The 17,315-nt window shown below is 71.0% G+C and carries 9 protein-coding genes, 1 tRNA gene and 1 rRNA gene; 10 read left to right on the forward strand and 1 reads right to left on the reverse strand.

Annotated features, from left to right (window positions below; translation table 11 throughout):
- The first annotated feature begins 138 nt into the window (after window positions 1–138).
- The 3 genes from rrf (at window position 139) to AC069X_RS06565 (ending at window position 1,068) form a co-directional block, all read left to right on the forward strand.
- A 5S ribosomal RNA gene (gene rrf, locus AC069X_RS06555) occupies window positions 139–255 on the forward strand.
- Window positions 256–260: 5 nt separating this feature from the next.
- Window positions 261–333 (forward strand) — tRNA-Thr (locus AC069X_RS06560).
- Between the two features lie 102 nt (window positions 334–435).
- Window positions 436–1,068: a hypothetical protein gene (locus AC069X_RS06565; protein WP_478725796.1), complete on the forward strand. Its 633-nt coding sequence runs from the start codon at window positions 436–438 to the stop codon at window positions 1,066–1,068.
- A 21-nt stretch (window positions 1,069–1,089) separates the two neighbouring features.
- Here AC069X_RS06565 and AC069X_RS06570 read toward each other — a convergent pair whose 3' ends face one another.
- On the reverse strand, window positions 1,090–3,672 hold the full coding sequence (locus AC069X_RS06570) for a SpoIIE family protein phosphatase (RefSeq protein ID WP_478725798.1): 2,583 nt from the start codon (window positions 3,670–3,672) through the stop codon (window positions 1,090–1,092).
- Between the two features lie 167 nt (window positions 3,673–3,839).
- On the opposite strand from AC069X_RS06570, the gene AC069X_RS06575 reads away from it, so the two are divergent.
- The 7 genes from AC069X_RS06575 to AC069X_RS06605 all read left to right on the forward strand — a co-directional run bounded on the left by AC069X_RS06575 (window position 3,840) and on the right by AC069X_RS06605 (window position 17,263).
- Window positions 3,840–9,338, forward strand: coding sequence for a HAMP domain-containing protein (locus AC069X_RS06575; RefSeq protein ID WP_478725799.1), 5,499 nt, complete (start codon window positions 3,840–3,842; stop codon window positions 9,336–9,338).
- A gap of 235 nt (window positions 9,339–9,573) precedes the next feature.
- On the forward strand, window positions 9,574–10,254 hold the full coding sequence (locus tag AC069X_RS06580; RefSeq protein WP_478725801.1) for a response regulator: 681 nt from the start codon (window positions 9,574–9,576) through the stop codon (window positions 10,252–10,254).
- 169 nt (window positions 10,255–10,423) lie between these two features.
- Window positions 10,424–13,207 carry an FtsK/SpoIIIE family DNA translocase gene (locus AC069X_RS06585; RefSeq protein ID WP_478725803.1) on the forward strand — a complete coding sequence of 928 codons (2,784 nt, stop codon included), beginning with the start codon at window positions 10,424–10,426 and terminating at the stop codon, window positions 13,205–13,207.
- 303 nt (window positions 13,208–13,510) lie between these two features.
- A complete protein-coding gene (locus AC069X_RS06590; protein ID WP_478725805.1) occupies window positions 13,511–14,413 on the forward strand; it encodes a helix-turn-helix domain-containing protein in 903 nt (300 codons plus the stop codon).
- Between the two features lie 125 nt (window positions 14,414–14,538).
- Window positions 14,539–16,044, forward strand: a complete 1,506-nt coding sequence (rimO, locus tag AC069X_RS06595) for a 30S ribosomal protein S12 methylthiotransferase RimO (RefSeq protein ID WP_478725807.1) — start codon at window positions 14,539–14,541, stop codon at window positions 16,042–16,044.
- On the forward strand, window positions 16,041–16,697 hold the full coding sequence (gene pgsA / locus AC069X_RS06600) for a CDP-diacylglycerol--glycerol-3-phosphate 3-phosphatidyltransferase (protein WP_478725809.1): 657 nt from the start codon (window positions 16,041–16,043) through the stop codon (window positions 16,695–16,697). Before rimO ends, pgsA begins: the two co-directional genes overlap by 4 nt.
- 56 nt (window positions 16,698–16,753) lie before the next feature.
- Window positions 16,754–17,263, forward strand: coding sequence for a CinA family protein (locus AC069X_RS06605; protein WP_478725811.1), 510 nt, complete (start codon window positions 16,754–16,756; stop codon window positions 17,261–17,263).
- The last annotated feature ends 52 nt before the right edge of the window (window positions 17,264–17,315 follow it).

Below are 17,315 nucleotides of genomic sequence, written 5' to 3' on the forward strand. Positions count from 1 at the left end.
CAGATGTGGAAGCCCGGTAACGGGTGGAGCTGACTGGTACTAATAGGCCGAGGGCTTGTCCTCAGTTGCTCGCGTCCACTGTGTTAGTTCTGAAGTAACGAACTCGCCTTGCCGGCTGGAGTTCAAACTTCATAGTGTTTCGGTGGTCATAGCGTTAGGGAAACGCCCGGTTACATTCCGAACCCGGAAGCTAAGCCTTTCAGCGCCGATGGTACTGCAGGGGGGACCCTGTGGGAGAGTAGGACGCCGCCGAACAACCCGCCCTTTTAGCTCAGTCGGTAGAGCGTCTCCATGGTAAGGAGAAGGTCAACGGTTCGATTCCGTTAAAGGGCTCTGACTTGACAAAAAGGCCCCCGCCTGATGGCGGGGGCCTTTTTTGCGTTCTAGGCTCCTTCGCGGCGCGACAGTCCACGAACGAGCGGGGAGAGAACGGCGATGTCGGAGAACAAGGCGGCCCAGGCGGAATTCGAGGAGGCGTGGAACGACGCGCGGTACACGCGTGCCGAGCTGCCGCCGGTCGACGTCAACGCCGTCCTGGCGGAGCGGTACGAGACGGACGAGCCCGTCGTCTTCACCGCGGACGCCCTCTGGGACATGGAGGTGCGAAAGGCCGGAGATCCGGCGTCCTTCATCCCCTACGTCGTGCAGGCCGGCACCGCGGCCGCGTGGGTGTCCGGGCGGGACGGCGGAGAGCTGGGTGACGTGTTCGTACGCCGTTCGGCGCAGCGGCTCTGGCTGTGTCCCGAGGAGTACGGGCTCGTGCTGGAAGAGGTGTACCTCGATCACCAGGCGAAGGTGGTCACCTTCCTGGGCCGGGCGGAGTTCCCGGAAACCCCGGACGGACCGCTCGTGGCCGGGACGGGACAGCCGCTCTTCCACGTCCAGCACGGGGTCGCCGGCACGGCGGAGCGGCCCACCAACACCTGGCGCATCGTGCTCCTCACCGACGAGCCGGACGAGCGCGTGGTGAAGGTGTTCGAGGAGATGGCCGCGGACGTGTGGCTGCCCGGGTTCGTCGAGAACTACGTACGGGACGTCCTCGGCGTCCCCCTGACCCGCAAGCAGTAACTGCCAAGGGCGGGGCAGGGGTCAGGAGCCTTCGCGCTGCTGGGGGACGCGGAAGGCCAGGATGGCCATGTCGTCCGAGGCGGGTTCGGCGGCGAAGCGTTCGACCGCGCGCAGGACGCGGGAGGCGACCGCGCCCGCCGTGAGGCCGGTACAGGTGGTGAGGACCTCGGCGAGGCCGTCGTCACCCAGCATCCGGGAGCCTTCGCGCCGCTCGGTGACCCCGTCCGTGACGCAGAGCAGGACGTCGCCCGGGTCGAGGGTCAGCGTCTGCTCGTAGAGGTCGAGGTCGTCGATCACGCCGAGCAGGGGCTGCGGCTCGGCCGCCGGGGTGACCCGGCCGTCCGGGCGCAGGCGCAGCGGGAGGGGGTGGCCGGCGCAGACCACCTTCATCAGGGCGCCGCCGTCCGGCTGGGGGTGGAGCTCCCCGTAGAGGAGGGTGAGGAAGCGGCTGCGGGCGCCCTCGTCGAGGATGGCCGTGTTGAGCCGCTCCAGTACCGCGGGCCCGCCGAGGCCCTCGCGGGCCAGGAGGCGCAGGGCGTGGCGGGCCAGGCCGGTGACGGCGGCCGCCTCGGGGCCCGTGCCGCAGACGTCGCCGATGGCGAAGCCGTAGGCGCCGTCCCGGATCGGGAAGACGTCGTAGAAGTCGCCGCCCACCTCGTTGCCCTCGCCGGCGGCGCGGTAGATGACCTCGACCTCCATGCCGGGGATGGCGGGGGAGCCGGGCGGGAGGAGGCTGCGCTGGAGGGAGCGGCTGATGGCCGTCCGCTCCGAGTAGAGGCGGGCGTTGTCGAGGGCCAGGGCAGCCCGGCGGGAGAGGTCGTCGGCCAGTTCGAGGATCTCCTGGCGGAAGTGCTCCTCGCTGGGCTTGCCGAGGGTCAGCATGCCGATCACCCGGTTGCGGGCGAGGAGGGGCAGGACGACCGTCTCGCCCCCGACCGCCGCGGCCGTGGCCGGCCAGGGCCGGGCGCCGGCCTCGCGGACCGGTTCCGGCGGACTGACCCGGGAGAGCAGGGCCTTGAGTCCGTCGATGCGTTCCTCGTCCTCGTGCAGGACGTACGCGAGGTACGGGTCCGAGGCCTGGTCGGCGATGGTGTAGACGGCGCACCAGGTGGCCAGGGTCGGGACGGTCATCTGGGCCATCAGTGCCAGGGTCTGGTCCCGGTCGAGGGTGCCGGCGAGCAGGTCGGAGGCCTCGACGAGGAAGGAGAGGGAGCCGCGGCGCAGCCTTTCCAGCTCGCCGAGGCGGGCGGACTCGACCGCGAGGGCGATCCGGTCGGCGGCGAACTGGAGGCGCAGGGCCTCCTCGTTGGTGTAGCGGCCCGGGTTCTCGGCGGCGACGCCGAGGGAACCGGTGAGGCGGCCCTCGACCTTGAGGGGGACGGTGACGACGGAGCGCATGCCGGTGGACTCCAGGAGCGGTACTGCTCCGGGGACGACGGCGAGGTCGTCGTGGACGGCGGGCAGGCGGGCCGATCCGTAGCGGCTGGTGCCGGCCTCGACGGGGACGCGGGCGAAGCGCTGGCGGGTGGAGGGCAGGCCGGTGGTCGCGCGGACCTCCAGCTCGGTCTCGTCGTCGGTGGCCAGCAGCAGGAAGGCGGCGTCGGCGTCGAGCATGTCGCGGGCCCGCTCGACGGTGCGCTGGAGCAGTCCGTCGAGGTCGTCGGGGGCGGGGGAGCCGATGAAGACCTCGAAGGGGTCCGCCGGGCGGGGGTCGCTGTGCTGGCCGTCGGAGGACGGGACGCGTGCGGGGGTCTGGAGGAGGGCGCGCTCGTCGTCGTGGACGAGGAGGCAGACGATGGAGGGCTCGCCGTGGGCGTCGCGTACCCGCAGGTGGGAGGCGTAGACGGGGATGACGCGGCCGTCTGCGCCGCGGATGCCGTAGCTGCCCTCCCAGCGGGAAAGGCGCAGGGCCTCGGCGACGCCGGTGCCGGTGCCGGGGGTCTGGGGCCAGGCGGCGATCTCGGCGAGTGGGCGGCCGACGGCCTTCTCGGCGGGGTGGCCGAAGATGTGCTCGGCGTCCTCGTTCCAGGCGGAGATGGCGTCGGCGGCGTCGATCTGGAGCACGGCCACGCGGACCCGGCTCTCGGCGAGGGGCAGGAACTGATCGGGGACGACGGGGCCGGCGGAACGGGTACCGACCGGACGGTCCGGCAGGTCGAGGCGGAACCACACGTGCTTGTGGGTGGTCGTGTACTCGACGCCCCAGCGGGTGGCGAGGGCGGCGCAGAGCATGAGGCCGCGTCCGCTCTCGCGGTCGGGGTCGGCGTACGGGCGGTCGCCGGGGTGCCGCAGCGGGAGCTCGCGCTCGGGGTACCGGTCGGCGACCTCGACGCGTACGCCGTCCTCGGCGCGCAGGCACAGGACTTCGGCCCTGGTTCCGGCGTGGACCACGGCGTTGGTGACGAGTTCGCTGGTCAGCACCACCGCGTCGTCGACGATGTCCGCGAAGCCCCAGCCCTGCAGCGTGTCGCGCACGAACGCGCGGGCGGCGGCGACCGACCGCCCTTGAGGGTCGAAACTGGCAGCCGCCCGTGCCGTGATCACAAGTCTCCTTCGACGCGGTTGGACATCGGATGCCAGGTTACTTACCTTCGCGGTCCCCATGAGGCCGTCGTACGGGATTCCACCCGCAGGGTGCGGCCGGTGTGCGATGGTGCCGAAGTGTTATCGCCGGGTTCGGCCAGGGTGAAACACTGGGCAGGCTTGGAGAGCCGGCTCTTGGACAGCCGGTGTCCGGTGGAACAGCGGTCGACCCTTTCGGGAGGGACACGGTGGAGTCTGGCGCAGCGGTGCGGCGTACGGGAACGCGGCCCAAGGGCGGGCGGTCCCGGCGGAACGGGACGACGGAAGTCGACACCGCCGCTCTGAACCGTCTGCTCACGGCCCTGGTGTCGATGCGGGACGGGAACTTCCGCAAGCGGCTGACGGTGTCCGGCGAGGGCGTGATGGCGGAGATCGCCGCCGTCTACAACGAGGTCGCCGACCGGAACCTGCACCTGACCGGGGAGCTGTCCCGGGTCCGGAGGATGGTGGGCCGTGAGGGCAAGCTGAGCGAGCGGCTGGAGACGGGCGCCTGCGAGGGCTCCTGGGCGGCCGCGATCGACGCGTCCAACCAGCTGGTGGACGATCTCGCGCGGCCGGTGTCCGAGGTGGGCCGGGTGCTGTCGGCGGTGGCCGAGGGCGACCTGGACCAGCGGATGGACCTGCGGACGCAGGCCCCGGACGGGGTGGGGCATCCGCTGCGCGGGGAGTTCCTGAAGGTCGGGCGTACGGTCAACAACCTGGTCGACCAGCTGTCCGCGTTCACCGACGAGGTGACGCGGGTGGCGCTGGAGGTCGGTACCGAGGGCAAGCTCGGCGGTCAGGCCCAGGTGCGTGGTATGTCCGGTTCCTGGAAGGATCTGACCGACTCCGTCAACACCATGGCGTACCGGCTCACCGCTCAGGTGCGTGACATCGCCCTCGTCACGACGGCGGTCGCCAAGGGGGATCTGTCGCGGAAGGTCACGGTTCACGTGGCCGGCGAGATGCTCCAGTTGAAGAACACCGTGAACACGATGGTGGACCAGCTGTCCTCGTTCTCCTCCGAGGTGACGCGCGTCGCCCGTGAGGTGGGCACGGAGGGCGAGCTGGGCGGCCAGGCGAAGGTGCCCGGGGTCGCGGGCGTGTGGAAGGACCTCACGGACTCCGTCAACACGATGGCGGGGAACCTGACGGCCCAGGTGCGCGGGATCGCGCAGGTCACGACGGCGGTGGCCAACGGCGACCTGTCGCAGAAGGTGCGGGTCAGCGCGCGGGGCGAGGTGGCGCAGCTGGCCGAAACGATCAATCAGATGACGGAGACCCTGCGGACCTTCGCGGACGAGGTCACGCGCGTGGCCAGCGAGGTCGGGGCGAAGGGCCTCCTCGGCGGTCAGGCGCAGGTGCCGGGTGCGGCGGGTACGTGGAAGGACCTCACCGACTCGGTGAACACGGTCTTCCGCAACCTCACCACGCAGGTGCGGGACATCGCGCAGGTGACGACCGCCGTGGCCAACGGCGATCTGTCGCAGAAGGTCACGGTCGACGTGGCCGGCGAGATGCTGGAGCTGAAGAACACCGTCAACACGATGGTGGACCAGCTCCAGTCGTTCGGTGCCGAGGTGACGCGCGTGGCCCGTGAGGTCGGCGTCGAGGGCGAGCTGGGCGGTCAGGCGCAGGTGCCGGGTGCGGCGGGTACGTGGAAGGACCTCACCGACTCGGTGAACACCGCTTTCCGCAACCTCACCGGGCAGGTGCGCAACATCGCGCAGGTGACCACGGCGGTGGCCAACGGCGACCTGTCGCAGAAGGTCACGGTGGACGTCTCCGGTGAGATGCTCCAGCTGAAGAACACCGTGAACACGATGGTGGACCAGCTGTCCTCCTTCGCCGACCAGGTGACGCGGATGGCGCGGGACGTGGGCACGGAGGGCCGGCTCGGCGGCCAGGCCCGGGTGGAGGGGGTCTCCGGCACCTGGAAGGAGCTCACCGACTCCGTCAACTTCATGGCGGGGAACCTGACGTCGCAGGTGCGGCAGATCGCGCAGGTGACGACGGCGGTGGCGCGGGGCGACCTGTCGCAGAAGATCGACGTGGACGCCCGGGGCGAGATCCTGGAGCTGAAGAACACCATCAACACGATGGTCGACCAGCTCTCCGCCTTCGCGGAGCAGGTCACCCGGGTCGCCCGGGACGTGGGTACGGAGGGCCGGCTCGGCGGCCAGGCGCAGGTGCCCGGCGTGGCCGGGGTGTGGCGGGACCTGACGGACTCGGTGAACGGCATGGCCGGGAACCTGACGTCGCAGGTGCGCAACATCGCGCAGGTCGCGACGGCGGTGGCGCGGGGCGACCTGTCGCAGAAGATCGACGTGGACGCCCGGGGTGAGATCCTGGAGCTGAAGAACACCCTCAACACGATGGTCGACCAGCTGTCGAACTTCGCGGAGCAGGTGACGCGGGTGGCCCGGGAGGTGGGTACCGAGGGCATCCTGGGCGGCCAGGCCGAGGTGAAGGGCGTCTCGGGGACCTGGAAGGACCTCACCCAGTCCGTCAACTTCATGGCGAACAACCTGACCTCGCAGGTGCGCAACATCGCCGAGGTGACCACGGCCGTGGCCATGGGCGACCTCTCGAAGAAGATCACGGTCGACGCCAAGGGCGAGATCCTCGAACTGGTCACGACCGTCAACACGATGGTGGACCAGCTGTCGTCCTTCGCGGAGCAGGTGACGCGGGTGGCGCGCGAGGTGGGTACCGAGGGCATCCTGGGCGGTCAGGCCCGGGTCCGCGGGGTCACCGGCATCTGGAAGGACCTCAGCGACAACGTCAACACGATGGCGGGAAACCTGACGGCCCAGGTGCGGGGGATCGCCCAGGTCTCGGCGGCGGTCGCCAACGGCGACCTGACGAAGAAGGTCACCGTCGAGGCACGCGGCGAGGTCGCGCAGCTCGCCGACACCGTCAACACGATGGTGAAGACCCTGTCGTCCTTCGCGGACGAGGTCACGCGCGTGGCGCGTGAGGTGGGTACGGAGGGCCGCCTCGGCGGCCAGGCGCACGTCCCCGGGGTCTCCGGGACGTGGAAGGACCTCACCGACTCGGTGAACTTCATGGCCTCCAACCTCACCGGTCAGGTGCGGCAGATCGCCATGGTCACGACGGCCATCGCCAAGGGCGACCTGACCAAGAAGATCGACATCGACGCCCGGGGCGAGATCCTGGAGCTGAAGACGACGATCAACACGATGGTCGACCAGCTGTCCTCCTTCGCCGACCAGGTGACCCGGGTGGCGCGCGAGGTGGGTACCGAGGGCATCCTCGGCGGCCAGGCCCGGGTCCGTGACGTGGACGGCACCTGGCGGGACCTGACCGAGTCCGTGAACGAGATGGCCGGGAACCTGACCCGGCAGGTGCGCGCCATCGCGGCCGTGGCGACCGCGGTGACCCGGGGCGATCTGAGCCTGAAGGTCGACGTGGACGCGGCGGGCGAGATCCAGGTGCTCCAGGACAACATCAACACGATGATCGTCAACCTGCGCGACACCACCCTGGCCAACAAGGAGCAGGACTGGCTCAAGGGCAACCTCGCCCGGATCTCGGCCCTGATGCAGGGCCGCCGGGACCTCGACGACGTGGCCTCGCTGATCATGAGCGAGCTGACCCCGGTGGTGTCCGCGCAGCACGGTGCCTTCTTCCTGGCCGTGCCGGCCGGGGGGACTTCCGAGATCGGGACGGACGGGGGCGCGGAGGGCTCGTACGAGCTGCGGATGCGCGGGAGCTACGCGTACGCGGGCGGCCAGATGCCGATCTCCTTCCGGCCGGGTGAGGGGCTGATCGGGACGGTCGCCGAGGAGAAGCGGACGATCCTCGTCGAGAACACCCCGCCCGGCTACCTGAAGATCTCCTCGGGGCTGGGCGAGGCCCCGCCGGCGCACGTGATCGTGCTGCCGGTGCTGTTCGAGGGGAAGGTGCTCGGGGTCATCGAGCTGGCGTCGTTCACGCCGTTCACGCAGATCCAGAAGGACTTCCTGAGCCAGATCGCCGAGATGATCGGTACGAGCGTCAACACCATCTCCGTGAACTCGAAGACGGAGATGCTGCTCAAGCAGTCGCAGGAGATGACGGAGCAGCTGCGCGAGCGCTCCGACGAGCTGGAGAACCGGCAGAAGGCCCTCCAGGCGGCGAACGCGGAGCTGGAGGAGAAGGCCGAGCTGCTGGCCCGGCAGAACCGGGACATCGAGGTGAAGAACACCGAGATCGAGGAGGCCCGGCAGGTCCTGGAGGAGCGGGCCGAGCAGCTCGCGGTCTCGATGCGGTACAAGAGCGAGTTCCTCGCCAACATGTCGCACGAGCTGCGGACCCCGCTGAACTCGCTGCTGATCCTGGCCAAGCTGCTCGCCGACAACGCGGACGAGAACCTCTCGCCGAAGCAGGTGGAGTTCGCGGAGACCATCCACGGGGCGGGCTCGGACCTGCTCCAGCTGATCAACGACATCCTGGACCTGTCGAAGGTCGAGGCCGGGAAGATGGACGTCTCGCCGACGCGGATCGCGCTGGTCCAGCTCGTCGACTACGTGGAGGCCACCTTCCGGCCGCTGACCGCGGAGAAGGGCCTGGACTTCTCGGTACGGGTCTCCCCGGAGCTGCCCGCGACCCTGCACACCGACGAGCAGCGGCTGTTGCAGGTGCTGCGCAACCTGCTGTCCAACGCGGTGAAGTTCACGGACAACGGGGCGGTGGAGCTGGTGATCCGGCCCGCCGGGGCCGATGTGCCGGCGGAGATCCGCGAGCAGCTGCTGGAGGCCGGTTCGCTGCGCGACGCGGACGCCGACCTGATCGCCTTCTCGGTGACCGACACGGGCATCGGGATCGCGGCGAGCAAGATGCTGGTGATCTTCGAGGCGTTCAAGCAGGCCGACGGCACGACCAGCCGCAAGTACGGCGGCACGGGCCTCGGGCTGTCGATCAGCCGGGAGATCGCCCGGCTGCTGGGCGGTGAGATCCACGCGGCCAGTGAGCCCGGCCGCGGGTCGACCTTCACCCTGTACCTGCCGCTGCACCCGAGCGAGCTCCCGCCGCAGGGGTACGCACCGCCGACGCCCGGCGGGGCGCGCGTGGAGTACCGCAGGACGGCCGAGGAGGAGCCGGCGGCCGTGCAGCCGCTGCCGGCGGTGCTGCCGTCGCCCGTGAGCGCGGCCCAGCAGCTGCCGGCGCCGGCGGCGGAGGCGGCGGGGCCGGGCTCCTCGGCGCTGTTCCGGCGGAGGCGCAAGCCGCTGAACGGTCCGCTGCCGCGTACGGAGGTGCCGGGTCAGCCCGAGGGCGACGACTGGGAGATGGAGGGTCCGGTCCCGGCGGCGCCGCGCACGTACGACTTCCACGGCGAGCGGGTGCTGATCGTGGACGACGACGTGCGCAACGTCTTCGCGCTGACCAGCGTGCTGGAGCAGCACGGGCTGGCGGTGCTCTACGCGGAGAACGGCCGGGAGGGCATCGAGGTCCTGGAGCAGCACGACGACGTGGCGGTGGTGCTGATGGACATCATGATGCCGGAGATGGACGGGTACGCGACGACTTCGGCGATCCGGCGGATGCCGCAATTCGCGGGGCTGCCGATCATCGCGCTGACGGCGAAGGCGATGAAGGGGGACCGGGAGAAGGCCATCGACTCCGGGGCTTCCGATTACGTCACCAAGCCGGTCGAGCCCGACTACCTGCTGACGGTCATGGAACAGCACATGCGCGGAGACTGATCGGAAGGCGGTCCGTGGGCGGGGTCCGTGAGGGGAACCTTCGGGCCTCCCCTCACGTTTCCGCTTCGTGCACAGTGACATCTTGGTGACAGGGTGTGGCGATCTCGGGACTGGGGCTACGATGACCGGCACAAGGACGGACGGCGCAAGGATGCCGTCCTCTGGGGCGGGGCCCGGCGCGCATGCCGGAGCCAGGAGCCGGGGAGGCCCCATGCCGGGGCGAGGAGGACAGGGCATGGTGCAGAAGGCCAAGATCCTCCTGGTCGACGACCGGCCGGAGAATCTGCTGGCGCTGGAGGCCATCCTCTCCGCGCTCGATCAGACACTGGTCAGGGCGTCGTCGGGGGAGGAAGCGCTCAAAGCGCTGCTGACGGACGATTTCGCGGTCATCCTGCTGGATGTCCAGATGCCGGGCATGGACGGATTCGAAACGGCCGCGCACATCAAGCGGCGCGAACGGACCCGGGACATCCCGATCATCTTCCTCACCGCGATCAACCACGGTCCGCACCACACCTTCCGCGGTTACGCGGCGGGCGCGGTGGACTACATCTCGAAGCCGTTCGATCCGTGGGTGCTGCGCGCCAAGGTCTCGGTGTTCGTCGAGCTGTACACCAAGAACTGCCAGCTGCGGGAGCAGGCGGCGCTGCTGCGCCTCCAGCTGGAGGGCGGCAGCACCAACGGCGACGGCAGCCGGGAGACGGCCGGGCTGCTGGCCGAGCTCTCCGCGCGGCTGGCGGCGGTCGAGGAGCAGGCCGAGGCGCTGACCAAGCAGCTCGGCGAGGACGCGGCGGATGCCGCGGTGGTGGCCACGGCCGCGCATCTGGAGCGCAAGCTGACCGGGCTGCGGCGGGCGCTGGACGCGCTGGAGCCGGGCGCGAGCGGGGGAGCGCCGGTCCTGCCGGCCCAGGGCTGACGGGCTCCGGGCCGCCCGCCCCGCCGGGGCGAAACGGCCCGGTCCGCAACCCCGCTGGGTACCCGTCAGTTCTGCCGTGGCGTCAAAGCGCTTACGGGCCCGGCGACACGAACGGGTGAAGGGGTGGGCACGCGTGTCCACCGGCGTGCGCACAGGTAATCTCGGGCCCATGGCCTCAAGTACGTCCGGCAAGGGTTCCCAGAGCACGGCGGGCACCGCGAAGGGCCGCACCGGCCGTACGACGGCGCCCACCAAGAAGGCGGCCCCCCGTAAGCCCCCCGCCAAGAAGGCCGCCGCGGCCGCCAAGCGCCCCCCGGCGAAGAAGGCCGCCGCCAAGCCGGCGCCGTCGCCGACCGGGGGAGTGGTGCGGCTGGTCCGCTGGTGCTGGCTCGGTCTCGCGCACGCGGTCGGCGGGCTGTTCCGCGGCATCGGCCGGGGCGCCAGGAACCTGGACCCGGCCCATCGCAAGGACGGTGTGGCGCTGCTGCTGCTCGCCCTCGCGCTGATCGTCGCGGCCGGCACCTGGTCGAACCTGAGCGGGCCCGTCGGGGACCTGGTCACGATGCTGGTCACCGGCGCCTTCGGGCGGCTGGACCTGCTCGTGCCGATCCTCCTCGGCGTCATGGCGGTACGTTTCATCCGCCACCCCGAGCAGACCGACGCCAACGGCCGCATCGGCATCGGCCTGTCCGCCCTGGTCATCGGGGTGCTCGGACTGGTGCACATCGCCTGCGGGGCGCCCGGCCGGGACGAGGGCACCACCGCCATGCAGAACGCGGGCGGGCTGATCGGCTGGGGCGCCTCGAAGCCGCTGATCTTCACGATGGGGGCGCCGCTGGCGGTGCCCATGCTGGTGCTGCTGACGGTCTTCGGGCTGCTGGTGGTCACCGCCACCCCGGTCGCCGCGATCCCGCAGCGGCTGCGCCGCCTGGGGATCCGGCTCGGGGTCATCCAGCCCAACGAGTACGACGAGGGGTACGGGGAGCAGGAGGGCACGGGCCGCCCCGACGGCCGGCCCGACGCCCGGCAGTGGCGGGCGCGTACCTCCGGGGACGCCGACGGGACGGTGGACGAGGCCGAGGAGGCGGAGCCGGCCCGCCGGCGCCGGCCCCGGCGGAGTGCCGGGCGGCCGGGCGAGCGGGAGCCGGACGCCGTGGACGTGGCCGCGGCGGCGGCGGCCGCGCTGGACGGGGTGGTCTACGGGGGGCTGCCGCCGAACCCGCTGGTCGCCGACCTCACCCAGGGGATCTCCGCCCGGGGGGAGGGCGTGGAGGTCACCGCTCCGGTGCCGCCGGCCCGGGAGGAGCGGCCGGCCCCGGCCCCGCCCCGGGCGGCGGTGCTGCCGACGGACGACGCGGACGCCCCGCACGAGCGCACCGCGGCGGCCTCCGGGACGCTGTCGGTGCCGGACCTGACGAAGACCCCGCCGCCGGCCCAGCCGCTGCCGCCGCGGGCCGAACAGCTCCAGCTGCGCGGGGACATCACGTACGCGCTGCCCTCGCTGGACCTGCTGGAGAAGGGCGGCCCCGGCAAGACCCGCAGCGCCGCCAACGACACGGTGGTGGCCGCGCTGACGAACGTGTTCACCGAGTTCAAGGTGGACGCGCAGGTCACCGGATTCACCCGGGGCCCGACGGTGACCCGGTACGAGGTGACGCTCGGCGCCGCGGTGAAGGTCGAGCGGATCACCGCGCTGGCGAAGAACATCGCCTACGCCGTGGCCTCCCCGGACGTGCGGATCATCAGCCCGATCCCGGGCAAGTCGGCCGTCGGCATCGAGATCCCGAACACCGACCGCGAGATGGTCAACCTGGGCGACGTACTGCGGCTCGCGGACGCCGCCGAGGACGACCACCCGATGCTGGTCGCGCTCGGCAAGGACGTCGAGGGCGGCTACGTCATGGCCAACCTCGCGAAGATGCCGCACGTGCTGGTCGCGGGCGCCACGGGCTCCGGCAAGTCCTCCTGCATCAACTGCCTGATCACCTCGATCATGGTGCGGGCCACCCCGGAGGACGTCCGGATGGTGCTGGTCGACCCCAAGCGGGTGGAGCTGACCGCCTACGAGGGCATCCCGCACCTGATCACGCCGATCATCACCAACCCCAAGCGGGCCGCCGAGGCCCTCCAGTGGGTGGTGCGCGAGATGGACCTGCGCTACGACGACCTGGCCGCCTTCGGCTACCGGCACATCGACGACTTCAACCAGGCGATCCGGGACGGCAAGATCAAGCTGCCGCCGGGCAGCGAGCGGGAGCTCAGCCCGTACCCGTACCTGCTGGTGATCGTCGACGAGCTCGCGGACCTGATGATGGTGGCCCCGCGCGACGTCGAGGACTCGATCGTGCGCATCACCCAGCTGGCCCGCGCGGCCGGCATCCACCTGGTGCTCGCCACCCAGCGGCCCTCGGTGGACGTGGTGACCGGTCTGATCAAGGCGAACGTGCCCTCACGGCTCGCCTTCGCGACCTCTTCCCTGGCCGACAGCCGGGTCATCCTGGACCAGCCGGGCGCGGAGAAGCTGATCGGCAAGGGTGACGGGCTGTTCCTGCCGATGGGTGCGAACAAGCCGGTCCGTCTCCAGGGCGCCTTCGTCACGGAGGAGGAGATCGCAGGGATCGTGCGGCACTGCAAGGACCAGATGGCGCCCGTGTTCCGGGACGACGTCACGGTCGGGCAGAAGCAGAAGAAGGAGATCGACGAGGAGATCGGTGACGACCTGGACCTGCTGTGCCAGGCGGCGGAGCTGGTGGTCTCCACCCAGTTCGGCTCCACCTCGATGCTCCAGCGCAAGCTGCGGGTGGGCTTCGCCAAGGCGGGGCGGCTCATGGACCTGATGGAGTCCCGGGGGGTCGTCGGCCCGAGTGAGGGCTCCAAGGCGCGCGACGTCCTGCTCAAGCCCGACGAGCTGGACGGGGTGCTCGCCGTGATCCGCGGCGAGGAGGTCCCGTAGGCCTCCGGACGCCCCCGGAGGCACCGGGGTCCCGGGCGAAGCGGAATCCCCGGGGGCCCCGGACGTACCGCTAGAACGGGGGTCCGTCCGGCTCACCCGACCGAATGGGATCGTGGCCGGATCGTCACCGGATCCGGCGGCAACCGTTTCCCTTGGGCGTGCGTCAAGTTGAGGGAGGCACCGGAAGCCGTTCCCGTCGCCATTCGGATGGCGTAGGAAGCGGACCCTCCGGTTGCCCCACCCTTTCGTCACCCCCCTAGACTGGACATCCAGCAGGTGGCTACACGCTCGAAAGGCGCCCTTGTGTCCATCGGCAAATCCAACTCCCCCGAAGAAGAGCGGCCTTCGACCGACGGCCGGTCCGAGGACCGGCCCGAGGACCGCATCGTCGAGCGCTCCGCCGAAGAGCCGTCCATCGGGACGGCCCTGAAGAAGGCCCGGATCGCCGCCGGGCTCACCGTCGACGAGGTCAGCTCCACCACCCGTGTGCGCATCCCGATCGTGCACGCGATCGAAGAGGACGACTTCACGCGGTGCGGCGGCGACGTGTACGCCCGCGGTCACGTCCGTACGCTGGCCCGCGCCGTACACCTCGACCCGGTACCCCTGGTCGAGCGCTACGACGCGGCTCACGGAGGCAGGCCGGCGCCGACCCCCGCCGCGCCGATGTTCGAGGCCGAGCGGATCCGTCCCGAGCGGCAGCGGCCCAACTGGACCGCGGCCATGGTCGCCGCCATCGTCGCGGTGATCGGCTTCGTCGGGTTCACCGCCTTCAGCGGCGGCGACGAGCAGTCCAAGCGTCCGGTGGCGGAAGGTTCCGTCTCGCCGAAGCCCGCGCCCAAGCAGTCCGCGGGGAAGCAGCCGGCCGCGCCGAGCCCCCAGGCCCCCAAGCCGGAGCCCTCGGACAGCGCCATCGCCGCGGCCCCCAAGGACCTCGTCACCGTCGTCCTGACGGCCGACTCCGGCGAGAGCTGGATCTCCGCGAAGGACCACAGCGGCCGGCTCCTCTTCGACGGCACCCTCGAACAGGGCGAGTCGAAGACCTTCACGGACAAGGAGTCGGTGGACCTGGTCCTCGGCGACGCCGGGGCCGTCAAGCTGTTCGTGAACGGCAAGGAGATCAAGGAGCGGTTCGAGTCGGGACAGGTCGAACGTCTCACCTACACCAAGGACGACCCTCGGCAGGGGCAGGCCCAGGCGGGCTGACCAGCGCGGAATAAGAAATTCCAGATCCCCGGGAGCCCGGGCGGCAGCCGCCGCCGGCCCCGGGGATCTTGCCGTGGGGGGACTTGGGGCGGGGGGCGGCGCCGGGACGAAGTAGTCTTGAGTCCATGCCCGAACGCCGTACCGTCGCCCTTGTCACTCTTGGCTGCGCCCGTAACGAGGTGGACTCGGAGGAGCTCGCAGGCCGCTTGGCGGCGGATGGCTGGGAGCTCGTCGAGGACGCCGCCGACGCGGACGTAGCCGTCGTCAACACCTGTGGCTTCGTCGAAGCCGCCAAGAAGGACTCCGTAGACGCCCTGCTGGAAGCCAACGACCTCAAGGATCACGGCAAGACCCAGGCCGTCGTCGCCGTCGGCTGCATGGCCGAGCGCTACGGCAAGGAGCTCGCCGAAGCGCTTCCCGAGGCCGACGGCGTGCTCGGCTTCGACGACTACGCCGACATCTCCAACCGCCTCCAGACCATCCTCAGCGGCGGCAGCGTCGAGGCGCACACCCCGCGCGACCGGCGCCAGCTGCTGCCGATCAGCCCCGCCGAGCGGCAGAGCGCCGACGTGGCGCTGCCCGGCCACGCCCAGGCGGCCGCCGAGGAGCCCGCCCCGGCCCCCGCCGACCTGCCGGACGGGCTCGCGCCCGCCTCCGGGCCGCGCGCGCCGCTGCGCCGCCGCCTGGACAAGAGCCCCGTCGCCTCGGTCAAGCTCGCCTCCGGCTGTGACCGGCGCTGCTCCTTCTGCGCCATCCCGTCCTTCCGCGGCTCCTTCATCTCCCGCCGCCCCTCCGACGTGCTGGGCGAGACGCGCTGGCTCGCCGAGCAGGGCGTCAAGGAGATCATGCTGGTCTCCGAGAACAACACCTCGTACGGCAAGGACCTGGGCGACATCCGCCTGCTGGAGACCCTGCTGCCCGAGCTGGCAGCCGTCGAGGGCATCGAGCGCGTCCGCGTCAGCTACCTGCAGCCCGCCGAGATGCGGCCCGGTCTGATCGACGTGCTCACCTCGACCCCCAAGGTCGTGCCGTACTTCGACCTGTCGTTCCAGCACTCGGCCCCCGACGTGCTGCGCGCCATGCGCCGTTTCGGCGACACCGACCGCTTCCTGGAGCTGCTGGACACCATCCGCTCCAAGGCCCCGCAGGCCGGCGTCCGGTCCAACTTCATCGTCGGCTTCCCCGGCGAGAAGGAGTCGGACTTCGCCGAGCTGGAGCGCTTCCTCACCCACGCCCGCCTCGACGCCATCGGTGTCTTCGGCTACTCCGACGAGGACGGCACCGAGGCCGCCGGCTACGAGGACAAGCTGGACGAGGACACCATCGCCGAGCGGCTCGCGCACATGCAGCGGCTCGCGGAGGAGCTGACCTCGCAGCGCGCGGAGGAGCGGATCGGCGAGACCCTGGAGGTCCTCGTGGAGACCGTCGTCCCGCTCGACGAGGCGGAGGAGGGCGAGGGCGCCTACGGGCGCGCCGCGCACCAGGCCCCCGAGACCGACGGCCAGGTCGTCTTCACCGACGGCGCGGGCCTGGTCCCCGGGCGCATCGTCACCGCCAAGGTCGTCGGCACCCTGGGCGTGGACCTCGTCGCCGAGCCCCTGGGCGTGGAACTCGAGGAGGCGGCCGGATGACCGGAGTCCCGGCATCGGCGGCGGGCGGGACCGGCCGCCGGCCCGCTCCCGGCACGAAGCTCGGGACTGCGGCCGTCAACCAGGCCAGCCTCTGGAACATCGCCAACATCCTGACGATGATCCGGCTCGTCCTCGTGCCGGGATTCGTCCTGCTGCTGCTCGCCGACGGGGGCTACGACCCCGTCTGGCGGGCCCTGGCCTGGGCGGCCTTCGCCGTCGCCATGATCACGGACATCTTCGACGGGCACCTGGCCAGGACGTACAACCTGGTCACGGACTTCGGGAAGATCGCCGACCCCATCGCGGACAAGGCGATCATGGGGTCGGCGCTCGTGTGTCTCTCGTGGCTCGGGGACCTGCCCTGGTGGGTGACCGGGGTGATCCTCGGCCGCGAGCTCGGGATCACGCTGATGCGGTTCTGGGTGATCCGGTACGGGGTGATCCCGGCCAGCCGGGGCGGCAAGCTCAAGACCCTGGCCCAGGGCACGGCGGTGGGCATGTACGTGCTCGCGCTGACCGGGCCGCTGGCGACCATGCGGTTCTGGGTGATGGCGGTGGCCGTCGTGCTGACCGTCGTCACCGGTTTGGACTACATCCGGCAGGCCGTGGTGCTGCGCCGGGCCGGTCTGGCGGCGGAGCGGGCCGCGAAGTGACACACGGGGCGGGGGATGCGCCGGGGGCCGCGGAAGCGGCGGAAGGCGCCGCAGGGGTGGCGGAAGTGGCCGAAGACGTGCTGCGCCTGCTTGCGGAGAGTGACCAGACCCTCGCGGTCGCGGAGTCGCTGACCGGCGGAATGGTGGCTTCCGAGCTGACGGCCGTGCCGGGGGCGTCGCGCGCGTTCCGCGGCTCGGTCACCGCGTACGCCACTGAACTGAAGCACCGTGTCCTCGGGGTGGACGCGGAGCTGCTCGCCGCCGAAGGTGCGGTGAACGCGCAGGTCGCGGAGGAGATGGCGGCCGGCGTGCGGCGGGTGCTGGGTGCATCGTGGGGGATCGCGACGACCGGAGTGGCCGGCCCCGACCCCCAGGACGGGCAGCCGGTGGGCACCGTGTTCATCGCCGTGGCGGGTCCGGCGGGCAGGAAAACGGCCCGGCTGCGGTTGAACGGCTCCCGTACGGAAATCCGTAGGGAGAGTGCACGGACAGTGCTCGAACTCCTCTCGAGCGAACTCCGCGAGAATCTGCGGGGGCAGGATACGGAACAGAACGGGGGGATTTGATGTTTGCAGCCCTGAGTGAACACGACATCGCTCCCCGCACGGCCGCGGCGCG

The sequence above is a fragment of the Streptomyces sp. NPDC043896 genome (assembly GCF_056435605.1).